Annotated in this window: 8 protein-coding genes; 1 reads left to right on the top strand and 7 read right to left on the bottom strand. The window is 61.4% G+C overall.

Annotated elements, in window-relative coordinates; genetic code table 11:
- Positions 1-61 precede the first annotated feature (61 nt).
- The 7 genes from CI603_RS03385 to CI603_RS03355 all read right to left on the bottom strand — a co-directional run bounded on the left by CI603_RS03385 (position 62) and on the right by CI603_RS03355 (position 10,928).
- Entirely contained in the window at positions 62-943 is an 882-nt protein-coding gene (locus CI603_RS03385) for a carbohydrate ABC transporter permease (RefSeq protein ID WP_121913044.1), read from the bottom strand.
- Entirely contained in the window at positions 940-1,890 is a 951-nt protein-coding gene (locus tag CI603_RS03380) for a carbohydrate ABC transporter permease (RefSeq protein WP_046322309.1), read from the bottom strand. The genes CI603_RS03385 and CI603_RS03380 overlap by 4 nt, the downstream gene beginning before the upstream one ends.
- A gap of 112 nt (positions 1,891-2,002) precedes the next feature.
- Positions 2,003-3,322 (bottom strand): ABC transporter substrate-binding protein, encoded by a 1,320-nt coding sequence (locus tag CI603_RS03375; protein ID WP_046322308.1) that lies wholly within the window; start codon positions 3,320-3,322, stop codon positions 2,003-2,005.
- Positions 3,323-3,551: 229 nt separating this feature from the next.
- Positions 3,552-4,544 carry a family 43 glycosylhydrolase gene (locus CI603_RS03370; RefSeq protein WP_121913078.1) on the bottom strand — a complete coding sequence of 331 codons (993 nt, stop codon included), beginning with the start codon at positions 4,542-4,544 and terminating at the stop codon, positions 3,552-3,554.
- A gap of 136 nt (positions 4,545-4,680) precedes the next feature.
- Positions 4,681-7,515: a family 43 glycosylhydrolase gene (locus tag CI603_RS03365; protein WP_183122225.1), complete on the bottom strand. Its 2,835-nt coding sequence runs from the start codon at positions 7,513-7,515 to the stop codon at positions 4,681-4,683.
- A gap of 162 nt (positions 7,516-7,677) precedes the next feature.
- Entirely contained in the window at positions 7,678-8,760 is a 1,083-nt protein-coding gene (locus CI603_RS03360; protein ID WP_046322303.1) for a LacI family DNA-binding transcriptional regulator, read from the bottom strand.
- The gene (locus CI603_RS03355; protein WP_121913042.1) at positions 8,757-10,928 is read right to left on the bottom strand and encodes a family 43 glycosylhydrolase; all 2,172 of its coding nucleotides are present in this window, start codon (positions 10,926-10,928) and stop codon (positions 8,757-8,759) included. Before CI603_RS03355 ends, CI603_RS03360 begins: the two co-directional genes overlap by 4 nt.
- 211 nt (positions 10,929-11,139) lie before the next feature.
- Between CI603_RS03355 and CI603_RS03350 the strand changes: the two genes are divergently transcribed.
- Positions 11,140-12,723: a glycoside hydrolase family 43 protein gene (locus CI603_RS03350; RefSeq protein WP_121913041.1), complete on the top strand. Its 1,584-nt coding sequence runs from the start codon at positions 11,140-11,142 to the stop codon at positions 12,721-12,723.
- Positions 12,724-12,727: the final 4 nt, after the last annotated feature.

Here is a 12,727-nt window from a genome sequence, read left to right as displayed (position 1 = left end):
GCACAGCGACCCACCCCTCAACGGGCCCTGTACCTAGTGCCGATGATGTCGGCCTTGTCGGTCACTTAATGCCTGTCATAGCGATGCCCTGCACGAAGCTCTTCTGAATGAAGAAGAAGATAATCAGCAGGGGCAGCGCCGAGATCAGGGCGCCCGCCATGACCACGCCATAGGGCGTGACCGAGGAGCCGTGTCCGGTCAGCATAGCCAGACCGGCGGTGATGGTCCTGGTCTCCGGGCGGCTTGTCATAATCAAGGGCCATAGCAAATCGTTCCAGTTGCCCATGAAGTTGAACATGGTCACCACCAGCACCGAGGACTTGGCGTTGGGCAGGATGATCTGCCAGAAGATGCGGAACTCGCCGGCACCGTCAATGCGGGCTGCGTTGTCCAGATCCTTGGGCAAGGAGATGAAGAACTGCCGCATCAGGAAGATGCCGCCCACATCAGCCAGCCTGGGGATGATGATGCCCCAGTAGGAGTTGACCAGGCCCATGCTTGCCAGCAGCTTGTAGACCGGGATCAGCAGGGCCATGCCGGGGATCATCATGGTGGCGATCAGGATTCCCAGCAGGAAGCCACGCCCCTTGAAGTCGATCCTGGAAAGCCCGTAGGCGGCCAGGGAGTCGAAGAAGACCGAGAAGACCGTCACTGCTCCGGCGAAAATTACTGTGTTCATCAGCTGCTTGCCGATGGGCATCCGCTGGAAGAGCGAGGTGTAGTTGTCCAGCGTGAATGAGGAGGGAATCACCTTGGGCGGCCAGGTCTGGGTCAGCTTGTTGGGCGTGAAGGAGGTAATCAACACAATCAGCAGCGGGAAGATGATGATTACCGTCATCAGGATCAGCAGGAAGTAGGTCAGGACCCTGGCCACCATGTGTCGCGCATGGGCCTTCTTGAGCAGCTTATCGTGCTCGATTGCGGTAGGAGTCGACTGGCTCATCCGATTTCCTCCTTCTCATGCTTGTTGTTCCAGACCAGCTGGATAACGCCGATGATCAGCGTCATGATCAGCAGGACATAGGACAGGGCCGATGCATAGCCCATCTTGCCGTTGCCGAAGGCTTCGGTATAGATACGGTAGACGATGGTCTCCGTGGCGCGGTCGGGACCTCCGGAGGTCAGAATGAAGACCTGATCGAAGACCTGGAAGGATCCGATCAGTCCGAAGATGACCACGTAGTTGAAGGTGGGCATCAGCCCGGGCAGGGTGATGTGCAGGAAACGCTGCCAGGCGTTGGCCCCATCCAGGGAGGCCGCCTCGTACAGGTCCGGGTTGATCCCCTGTAGACCGGCCAGGAAGATGACCATGAAATAGCCGAAGTTCTTCCAAACGGTGATGAAGATGATGGTGGCCAAGGCCGTGGACTTGGTCCCCAGCAGATCCATGTGCTGGATGCCGAAGAGCACCTTGCCCCAGTAGGGTATAAGACCCAGGGAGGGCGAGAGGATGAAGCTCCAGGCGATGGAGGCCACAGTCAGCGAAATGATGTAGGGCATGAACAGGCAGGTGCGGAAGAAGCCGACCCCCTTGATGTCCTTGCGGTTGAGCAACAGGGCGAAGGCCAGGGCGACGATGACCACCAGTGGTGCGTAGGCGACCGCATAGATGACCGTGTTGCGGAAGTCGGTCCAGAAGTCCGCGTTGGTGAAAAGCTCGGCGTAGTTGTGCAGACCGACAAAGATGCCCTTACGGTTGATGCGGTCTGTAGTCAGCGAGGTGAAGAAGGTCTTGATGGTCGGGTAAAAGACGAAGACCGACAGGACAATCAGGGCCGGTGCTATAAAGCTCAACCCGATTCGAATATTGCGCCTGGAAAGGGTTTTCTTGTTGTCCTTGATGACCGCGTCGGCGCCCTGCGCGGGTGGGATCCCAGTGGTAGTGGACATAGGTACTCCAAAGTGTCGCCCGGACGCCGGGCCCAGGCGACGGTCAGCCATGAGGGGACCGGCCGGCGGCGCTACTGGCCGCCAGACCGATTCCTCAGGGGCGGATGGTCAATCAGTCCTCAGCCTTGTACTCGTCCAGATACTTCTGGATCTTGTTGGAGGCTTTGGACAGCGAGGCGGAAATGTCATCGTCGGTGCGGGCGGTGTTCTGGGTCACCGAATCCAGGGTGGCCGAGATATCACCGAAGCCGCCCTTGAGGCCGGCAATGCCGATGTAGGAGTTGTCCGTATTCTCGGAGACCTTGGCGATCAGGGGGCGCTTGGAGAGCTCTTCGGTGGTCACGGTCTTGTTGTTCGGCGGATAGGCGGACCCCAGAGACCACATGACCTGATTGTCATGGTTGTTGTAGTACTTGAAGAAGGCATAGATACCCTTCTTCTTGGCCTCGTCCTTGACCTGCGAAGTGACCCACCAATACAGACCGGTTGAACCGGTGTTGGAGCCCTTCCTGCCATCGGGATAGACATAGGTGCCGTCTCCGTTGGGTACGGGGAACAGATCGTGCTTGATGCCCTTGTCGGTGGCTGCCTGATCCTCCCAGGGGCCGACGATGACCATGGCCGACTGGCCGGACTCGAAGGACTCGCGTGCAGCGGTGTCATCCATGCCGGTCTTGGAGTAACCACCCTTGTAGAACTCGCGCATCTTCTGCAGGAAGGCCTTGTTCTGCTCGGAGTTGATAGTGACCTTGCCCTTGGTGTCGTATAGACCAGTGCCGTTGCCCTTCATGAAGGCTGCCCATCCGGAGTCGGACAGGGCCATACCGTACTGGGAACCGTCACCCTTGGTCAGCTTCTTGGCCACATCCAGGAGCTGGTCCCATGTCTTGGGATAGTCCTGATCGGTCAGGCCGGCGGCCTTCCACATATCGGTGTTGTACCAGACAGTGGTGGGCGCGTAGCCCATGGGGACCGCGCACTGCTGCTTCTTGCCGTCAATGGTGAACTCGGTCTGCTTGGTCACGTTGGGCAGGTAGTTCTTGGTCTCGTTGGAGGGATCGTCATAGAAGTCCTGCACGCACTGGAAGGTGCCGTCGATGGACCAGCCCTGGCCATTGTCGGCTCCGGTGGTGACGAAGTCGGGGCCGTCGCCCGAGGTGACCTTGGTGACCATGGTCTCGCCGATGGTGCTCCAGGGCTGCAGCTGGGCGTCGATGTGGTACTTCTTCTGGGACTTGTTGAAGTTCTCGACGATCTTCTTCAGAGTCTTGCCATCGGCCTCGGAGAATCCGTGCCACATGACGATGTTGGTGACGCCGTCCTTGCCCTTGGCATCCTTGCCTCCACTGCCAGAACCGCAGGCCGAGAGCCCCACGGTGCTGAGCGTGGCGAGCGCGATCGCGGCTACCGCAGCCTTTCTGATTGCCTTCATTGTCTCTGTCCTTTCGACATCAAGCAACGGTTACAAAGGAACCGATGACGGCCGGAACAACCATGTCCTGCCCATCTGGTCCAATGGCTTGCATCGCTTGGTCACGCTCCCAGATACGTGAACGTAGCCCACGCCTTTGTAAACCGACATCTTTCTAACGTTGCAAATTATATACTACTCACTTCTCCAACGATGTACAAGCGTGTCGGGCATGGCCCGGCAATGCCGCTCAATGACTGCCGTCGGGAGGCAGGATCTGACGGCTTGTCGGGGTCCACCGATCGTCCGGCAGAGGCCGTCCGAAGTCCGGGCCGTGGTCGGTCCAAGTGACCAGTCCCACCCTGGCATGCCGGTTGGGATCGAAGAGGGGGTCCCCTTCGATATGCGTGTAGTTGCGGGCATGATAGACAATCAGATCCTGGCTGCCGTCCTCGCTGACCGTAAAGCAGTTGTGGCCGGGGCCATACTGATGGTTCTCCTCTGCCGTTTTGAAGACAGGACGATCGCTCTTGGTCCAGGAGGCCGGGTCCAGCAGATCGGCATCCTCACGGGCGGTCAACATGCCCACTGCGTAAGGGACCCCGGTTCCCGAGGCCGAGTAGGTCAGGTAGATCATGCCCTGGTGAAGCAGGACGGCTGGCCCCTCGTTGACCTTGAAATCAATGCATTCCCAGTCGTATTCGGGCTTGGAGAGCATGACAGGATCAGTGGCCAGCGTCCAAGGGTTGGCCATGCGGGCGATGTAGAGATTGGAATTGCCCGCGATGGCCGGATCCTTCTGGGCCCAGATCAGGTACTGACTGCCCCCGATCACCGTTGTGGTGGCATCCAGGGAGAAGGAATCGATCGGGGTGTGGATCTGCCCCTTCTCGGTCCACTCGCCATCCATGGGGTCTTCGCTGGTATTCTCCAGCACATACATGCGGTGGGTGGGCAGATCGGCAGAACCGAAGTCCTCCTCGGCGGCCGCGAAGTAGATGTACCAGGCCCCGTTGATCTGGTGGAGTTCAGGCGCCCAGATGTACCTGCTCATGGGGCCGGACTCGTGCTTGCGCCAGATGGTGCACTCAGGTGCGGCCTGCAGGTCATTCAGCCTGGCGGCGGCACGCAGGATGATCCTGTCATAGGCCGGGTAGGATGCAGTGAAATAGTAGAGGTCCCTGTGCCTGATGACCCAAGGATCGGCCCGCTGGAGTACCAGGGGATTGTGGTATGCGCTCATCATGTGTTCCTATCACGAAGACGAAGATACTGGTCTGTACGACCAATATACAACGTTGAATATTATTGGTTCGCTCACCGTCCCCGGGAGACCAAGTCAACGGCGGAGGGCGGCTTCGGTAGCGGCTCGTTCGGGTTCAGCCTCGGGCTCGGCGAATGGCAGTGAACACCAGTGCGCCCAGACCCAAGACAAGAGCCGCAGACGCAGCTGCGACGGGAGCCGACAAGGCCGACCCAGTCGAGGGCAGGCGACCGGCCCTGCCTTCCTTGCCGGGCCGACCTGCTGATGCAGGAGTGGAGTCTGCGGCAGGAACAGTCACATGACCATCGCCACCATCGGCCTCCTCTTGAACCTTGGCATCGGCCAGGGCACGAGTACCCCAGATGGCTGCGGCACCTGCCGCCTTGGAGACATCGGCACCGGCATCGGTGAAGACATCGCCGCCCAGCCCTGAGAAGAAGACGACCGGATGGCCTTGTTCATCAAGCTGTCGGCCCAGCCTGGCCCGATAGACGCCGTGCAACAAAGTGCCCGGATCCGCCGAGTCCACCTTTATGGTCAGGTCGCCGCCGGTCGCCGTCCATGAGCCCTGCACCTGGCCGCCCAGCCGACCGCCAGCCAGCAGGCTCACTGACACCGACCGATAGATGGCCGGGCTGGACAAGCCAGAACCCGCATAGTAATGGACCGGGTCATGGACCACCACCTGGTAGTCGCCGACCACTTGGCTGGAGGCGACCCTACCTACCGAATCCCGGTATTCGAAGGGTGTCATGACCAACCAGCCGTCAGGGGTCTGCACCATCTGCTTGACCTGGACCTGGTGCTCTTCCAGGTTGCCGTCAGCGCGCACGAAGCGAGTGTGGTAGACGTTGAAGACGCGATCTTCGTCAATCAACAGTGCGTTGCCTCCCTGGGAGGTCAGCACCTGGTCCTGTCCGGGCTGGGCGAAGGAGGAGTCGATCCGCAGACCCCGATTGACATCCAGATCATTCATTGCACGCCCATAGACTGCCGGCTTGCCATTCTGATCCAGGTAGGGGCCGGTGATGGAACGGGAACGGAATTCACGCATCTGGTAGCCGCCGGTCTGCCCGAGTCCGCCGTAAGAAAGCATCAGATACCACCAGTCGCCCTGATGGACCAGGGCGGTGCCTTCGCCTGAGTTGCCGAATCCTCCGGCGAGTTTGTGCCCGTAGTAGGCGTCGGACTGGTTGGCCTGGGTGGGATAGGTGGTGGAGTAGTCGCGCAGGCCGGTCTTGGGGTCCAGGCGGATCATCCAGATGCCCCCGAACCAGGAGCCGAAGCTCATCCACAGGCCCCCCTGCCCGTCATCCTTGACACAGGCGTCAATCGCATTGATACCCGTATCCGTGAGGCTGGCATAGCGTGACAAATCGGCATTGGGGCCTAGCACCTTGGGCACGTCGGTGGCCGCCACGTTGGACTTCTGGAAGCCGGAGTAGACCACCGGGCCCACCAGGCTCCAGTCCCCCTCGATGTCGTCGGCGGTCAGCAGGACGATGACCGACTTCTGGAAGGGGAACCCTCCCCCGTTCAGGCTCAGGTACATGCACCACTTCTTCATGGTGGCGTTGTAGTAGACCTCGGGCGCCCACATGTTGCCGGTCACGTCCGGATTGGAGGACTGCTTGGGCCATGCCTTCCAGATGGGATCCAGGATGCGCTGGTAATCCCGGCTCAGATTGTTGGTGAAGGGCTCCCAATGCTTGAGGTCGGTGCTGCGGGCCCAGGCCCGGTGGGAGCCAAAGATGTAGTAGCGCCCTCCGGCCTTGACCACGGAAGGATCATGCACAGAGACGCGCGAGTAGGCGTCCTGACCGTCTTTGGAAGTACCCCTGACAATAAGCCGATAGTCCTGCTTGATGGCTTTGGCGTTCAGGGACGACTTCGAGGTCTTGGTCGCTTGCAGCCGGGCCGTCAACGTAACAGGTACATCCCGCTTGCCGGGGACCACATGGGCCCTGCCGGTGGCCGCGTTGACACTTACTGTTCCGGGAGCCGAAGAGGTCCAGCTCACTGAGGCGACAGTGGTCGAGACCGGCAGGTCGAAATCACCGTCCACAGCGGCTGGGACCACCAGTGATGTGGCCTGCTGGTCGATCAGATCCCCGAGGTCCTCCGAGGGCAGGGTGGCGACGATCTGATCGGCATTCAGGGCCTGCGGATAGACGGCGAATGACTGCACCGCGCCATGGAAGAGTGCGTCGCCTATGCCAGGATATCGTGACTGGCCGATTACGTTGTGATGGTGGTCGCCAAAGGCGGCGGGGTCGACCGTGGCCTTGCCCTCAGCCACCTGCAGACCGTTGATATAGAGGCGGACCATGTTGTCCTTGCCGTCGATGGTGGCCGTCAGCGTGCAGAAACGGTCGTCGGGCAGGTTTTTGGCTGCCGGCAGATAGGTCTCGCCCTGGCCGTTGGCCTTGGAAGTGATGGAGGTGTACAGGGAGGTGTGGGTGGAGGCTGTCCAGGAGCCGACGGCCTGCTGGCCGGTCCCCCCTAGCGACCAGAGGTAGGTCCAGGGACCTGAGGCGTTGAACCGATCGTTGCGCACGCGGATGGACACCGTGGCGCTGGCGTGTCCGCTCAGTATGTCATCGGGAAGCCTGACATAGGCGGATCCATCGAACAAGAGCGCATCGTCGGTCTTGACCGCCCCGGCCGGCCGGCCATCGGCGTCCATGATGCGGGCCGGGCCAAAGGATGAGCCTGAGACTGTATTTTTTGCCTCCTTGGCTCCTGGAGCAAGGGCTGAAAAATCATAGCCGAGCAGGGGCTGCGGCTGACTGGCTGACATCCCGGTTGAGGCGCTGCCGCCCGCTTGGGTCTGATCCGCCCAGGCTGGAGAAGCGACTGTGCCGCCCGCCAGTATCATGCCCACGAGGGCCGCCGCTGCAACTCCTCCCCGGCTCCGTCGTCCTGCGTCTGATGACGATTGATGACGCATGTTCACACCTTTCCATATCGGCATCGAAGCGACCGCGCTCCGACCGGCAGGCCTCCATGGTCCGCCGATGCCGCCTCAAATCATTCGGGAACGTCTTCAGTATATTACAACGTTAGAAATCAAGGAACCCGGGACACCCGAAAAAGAAAAGAAGATCAACAATCAGACGGCGATTTCGTTTCCGGGCAGGGCACGGGTTGAATTGCGAACTACCAGCGAGGAGGACACCTTGCGGAAGACGTGCTGACTTTCTTTGGTGTTCAGCGGCTGCACCCCGTTGATCCTGTCCTTGAGAACACGGACCGAGAGCCTGGCCACGGCCTTGAGCCCAGGCGAGATGCTGGTCAACGAAGGCGACAGATACTGGGAATCGTCTGAATTGTCGAAGCCGATGACCGAGATGTCGTCCGGCACCGACATGCCGTGCATTTGTATGGAATGCAAAACTCCTGCCGCCAGCATGTCGTTCAAGGCTACCACCCCGTCGGGGACGATGCCCTGGTCCAACAGAGAGTTCATAGCGTTGACCCCGTCGATACGGTGCCACATGCGCGATGGGGCCACCAGCCGGGGGTCATAGTCCAGGCCGGCCTCCTCCAGACCCTGTCTGTACCCCTCCAAGCGAAGAGCAGCCGAACCCAGCTTCTCGCCGGGGTGGGTGCCGATGACCGCCACCCGACGGCAGCCGGTGTTGATCAGATAGGCGGTGGCGTGCTTGGCACCCTCAACGTTCTCCGTCGCCACATGATCAAATTGATCGCTGAAGATGCGCTCGCCCACAACCACCAGGGGATAGTCCACCCGCAACTGGTCCAGGTCGTCCATGCCCAGCTCCAGCGGGCTGTAGATGAGGCCGTCGATCATGGATCGCTGGGAGCCGTGCAGGGCCTCAATCTCACCCTCGCGCGAGTAGAGGGTGGGCTCTACCAGCACCCTCATACCAAGTTTCTTGGCCTCTTCGATAACCAGGGAGGAGAGCTGTGCGAAGTAGGGCATGGTCAAATCAGGTATGGCCAGGGAGATCATCCCCGTGTAGCCCAGCCGCAGATTTCTGGCCGGTACGTTGACCCGGTAGCCCAGCTCCTCTATGGCCTTGTTGACCTTGCCTCTGGTGGCCTCGGAGACAAATTCGTAGTCATTGACTACATTGGAGACCGTCTTGACCGACACTCCTGCAGCCTGGGCCACGTCCTTCATAGTCGGGGTGGAACCACGTCCTGTGCCGGGGGAAGCGGCTAAACTCATAAGACCCTGACCTCCAAGGTTACCGTGGCGCGGGTGGGGTCGAGCTCCTCATCCGTTTGCATATCCAATACGGGCATCCCCTTAGCAGACCAATGTACCCGCCGTACCTGACTGTCGCGGCCAAGGTAGCGGTCCTGGTCATGCTCGGCATTGTGGAAGACGTAGATCATGGTGCCGTCCTCGTCCTGGGACCACATGCCGTGGCCGGTGCCCAGCTGCCAATGGCCATTGTACTTCCCGGACTTCTGCAATGGGTAGTCCAGCTTCTTCCACACGCCGGGATCACATAGATCGGCGCCGACTCCGGCCGGCGCGGTCACCAGCCCGGTGGTGTAGTCGATGCCCACCAGGGAGCCGGAATAGATCAGGAAGATCCGGCCATCGTGGACCACGGCGTTGGGCCCCTCGGCAATCATGTTGTCCCAGGCGAACTCGGGCACAATGATCTGGCGCGGCGTGCTGGTCAGACGGTCAGGGCGGGCCGGGTCGAAGGCGGCGATCCAGACCGAGCCCAGCTGCTGCCAGGCGTAATACCAGCGGCCGGTATCGTGCAGGACCGTCATGTCCAGGCTGATGCGCTGGATGGGGTTGAGAGGGGTGCCTTCAGCACGCAGAATGGGTCGGGGCTTGTCCCAGTTCTCAGGCTGGCGAGGGTCCAGATCCCGGCCCTGGTCGTCACGGCGCAGCTGCATGATATGGCAGCAGCCCGTCCACATGTCCGGCTTTCCGGCTCGATCGTTGGCGGTCCCATCCGGATTGGTCTGCGGGCCATCAAAGCAGGGCATGAAGAGGATGGAGAGCCTGCCACCGATCAGGTGGATCTCCGGGGCCCAGAAGCAGCCCGTCATGACCCGTCCCTCGCTGTTGCGATCACCCCTGCGCAGCAGATCCACTTCCTTTTCATGACCGCCGGCCTGATCGCTCAGGCCCTCGATGGTGTCGGCCACCCGCAGGGGCATGTGCGTATGCCCGTTCAAGGGGTCGACGCAGTTGCCATCCGCATCCTCTGTGGCGATGAACATGAACAGGCGCTGGCCCCTCCAGGACCAGCGGAAAATAGAGGGATCGGCCCGCTGCCGGGCGAAGGGGACCGGGTAAGCCGTCTGCCGGACCCGTCCGCCGATCAGCCTGGTCTCTCCAGAATTCAGACGACCCTGGGCCAGATCATTGGCCAGGCGATCTAATTGACTCTGGTCCCAATCCACCCCGCGCAAGGCGGTGGATCCGTCGCTGTAGAGAAGCCGTGCCCGGGCCTGCCGGACCGACTCCAGGCCGTCACCCCGCGACACCTGAACCGGATCCACCTTCACGCCGGTGTTGTAGATGCGGCCGAAGCGTTCCAGCAGGCCACGCTCGCAATCGGGGCTGACCAGCACCACATTGCCGGCCAGGATGCCCTTCATGCCGCAGTCCTCCTCCAAGGCGCGCCGCCGATCCAGGGGCAGGGGGTCGCCCTGGGCCAGAGAATCGCCATCCTCCAGGACCTTCATGTCGGCCACCATGCCCATCCGCCTTGGGTCGTCCACCGTGGCCGTGCACAGCCGCCCGAGGTCGTCGTCCCAGTAAAGCCGGCAGCCCTGGCCATCGTCCAGAAGCCGCGCCCTGGGCCGGTGGACACCATGAGCACCCAGGATATGGACCTGCGGCAGCCGTCGATAGGTCAGCAGATCCGGTGAAAGAGCCATCAGGAAGGAGTCAGCCTGGGAGCCGTCCGACTGGCCGCCCCGGGCGACTCTAGTGGCCAAAATTACGAAGGTACCGTCTCTCAGGGGCAGCAGGAAGGGGTCAATCAGACTCTTAAGGATTAGATCCTGCCCTGGGACCACCGCAAGTTCCTGGGCCGCCTGAGATGACTGGTGAGCGTCCAGTCCAGGATTGCGCTCGCCCTCTTGTGGCGCCTCCTCGCCTGGTAGGGCAGCCCCGGCCGTGCAGGCCCCGCGGGCACTATCCGGTACTGCCTTGGTGGGCACAGCCGCAGCGAAGAAGATGCCGTAGTCGCCGTTCAGGGGCTCCCAATGGCCAGTCGCCCGCGAACGCAGGGCCAGGTGCATGCTCAGGGCGACATCCTCGTTGTTGGCCTCCTGCCGATCAGTGGGATGCCGGGTGTAGCACATGAGTGCAACCCCATCCCCAGATTCTCGTCTACCGTCCAGAGCATCCTCACCCATGACGATTCCTTCCGCTCGGCTTGCCGGCTTCAACGCCGACGACTATCGTTTCTAACGATAGAAATTATACATGGAGATCAGTCCCCGACGCCCGATGCCTGCATGGATGAGGCCGGGCTGTTCGCTCATCCGAACCGAGCCGCAAGGCCGGTCATGCGCCGCGGGTCGTCATCGATGTCGATCGGGCTGTCTTCACGGAAAGCGAGGAACCATGAGAAGACCCAAACGCACCGGACGGGCCATGAAGGCCCTGACTGCCCTGACGGCGGGTCTGGCGGTGCTGCTGACAGGGGCACTGGGCGCCTGCTCGAACCAGCAGCCGTCAGCCAGCGGCACAAAAACCGCCACCAGCCAGGAACCCAAGCGTGTCTCGGTCCACGACCCCTCCGTGGTTCGCTCCGGCAAGAGCTACTACGTCTTCGGCTCGCACCGGGCCTATGCCCGCAGCACGGATCTGGTCAACTGGACCCCCTTCACCAACAACCTGAGCCACGATTACAAGAAGATCTTTGCCAAGATTTGGAAGGACTGGCCCAAGCAGTCCTCCAATCCGGACGTGACCGGCAACATGTGGGCGCCTGACGTCTACTACAACGCCACAATGAAGAAGTGGTGCATGTACCTGAGCCTGAACGGGGCCGAACATCGTTCGGTCATCGTCCTGCTGACTGCCGACCGGGTGGACGGCGACTGGACTTATGTGGGACCGGTGGTCTACTCCGGCTTCACCCGGGCCAATTACATGAGCACCGATGTTCCCAAGGTACTGGGCTCGGACCCGAAGCTGGACCGCTATCAGTCCTACACGGATACGGGTATCAATGCGATTGACGCCTGTGTCAAGGATGACGGGCAGGGGGGCCTGTGGATGAGCTTCGGCTCCTGGTTCGGCGGCATCTGGATGATCCGCCTGGACCCCAAGACCGGCCTGCGCGACTACTCCACCACCTATCCCACCCAGGCCAACCAGTCCGACGCCTACTACGGGCACAAACTCGCCGGAGGCTTCGGCAACTCAGGCGAAGGATCGGCACTGCTGCACACCAACGGCCACTGGTACCTCTTCCTCTCCTACGGCAAGCTGGTGCAGACCGGAGGCTACCAAATGCGGATGTTCCGCTCGGACTCCATCACCGGCCCCTACCTGGACCAGCAGGGCAACCCGGCCATTGCCACCAGCGGCGAGGCCGACAACTGGACCAGCAAGACAGGCATCCGCCTGATGGGCTCCTACCAGTGGAGCGGGGACGAGAAGGGCGACATCGAGGTCTCGCAGGGCGGGAACACGGCTCTGCACGACAAGGACGGACGGGACTACGTGGTCTACCACACCAGATTCTCCGACCGCAAGGAGGAGCATCAGATCCGGGTCAGGCAGTTGATGCCCACAGCAGACGGGTGGCTGGTAGCCGCCCCCTATGAGTATCTGGGCACCAAGGCCGGAGGCCCGTACAGCGCCAAGGACGAGGCCGGCACCTATGAGCTGGTGGAGCATGATCCGACCATCTTCTTCAAGGGACCGCGCAAGGTGACTGACACTCACAGCACCCGATACCGGGGCGTGGTCAAGGCCGTGGACATTCGCCTGGAGCCCGGCGGCCAGGTGACCGGAGCGCGCCAGGGCCACTGGCAGGTCGACGACCAGGGACGGCTGTCCATGGACCTCAAGGAGGAAGACGGGACCGTAACCTACCAGGGAGTCTTCGCTCGACTGCCCAGGGACAAGGATCACCGCATGGTCATGACCTTCAGCGCCCTGGGCAACAACCTCTGCATCTGGGGCTCCAAGCGCTGATCAG

The organism is Bifidobacterium sp. wkB338 (assembly GCF_003688325.1).
Lineage (GTDB): Bacteria > Actinomycetota > Actinomycetes > Actinomycetales > Bifidobacteriaceae > Bombiscardovia > Bombiscardovia polysaccharolytica.
This window is presented reverse-complemented; position numbering and strand designations above follow the sequence as displayed.

What these genes read in the sequence shown, in the direction of transcription:
- CI603_RS03385 (WP_121913044.1), bottom strand. Translation starts at nt 943, where the DNA reads ATGAGCCAGTCGACTCCTACCGCAATCGAGCACGATAAGCTGCTCAAG.
- CI603_RS03380 (WP_046322309.1), bottom strand. Translation starts at nt 1,890, where the DNA reads ATGTCCACTACCACTGGGATCCCACCCGCGCAGGGCGCCGACGCGGTC.
- CI603_RS03375 (WP_046322308.1), bottom strand. Translation starts at nt 3,322, where the DNA reads ATGAAGGCAATCAGAAAGGCTGCGGTAGCCGCGATCGCGCTCGCCACG.
- CI603_RS03370 (WP_121913078.1), bottom strand. Translation starts at nt 4,544, where the DNA reads ATGAGCGCATACCACAATCCCCTGGTACTCCAGCGGGCCGATCCTTGG.
- CI603_RS03365 (WP_183122225.1), bottom strand. Translation starts at nt 7,515, where the DNA reads ATGCGTCATCAATCGTCATCAGACGCAGGACGACGGAGCCGGGGAGGA.
- CI603_RS03360 (WP_046322303.1), bottom strand. Translation starts at nt 8,760, where the DNA reads ATGAGTTTAGCCGCTTCCCCCGGCACAGGACGTGGTTCCACCCCGACT.
- CI603_RS03355 (WP_121913042.1), bottom strand. Translation starts at nt 10,928, where the DNA reads ATGGGTGAGGATGCTCTGGACGGTAGACGAGAATCTGGGGATGGGGTT.
- CI603_RS03350 (WP_121913041.1), top strand. Translation starts at nt 11,140, where the DNA reads ATGAGAAGACCCAAACGCACCGGACGGGCCATGAAGGCCCTGACTGCC.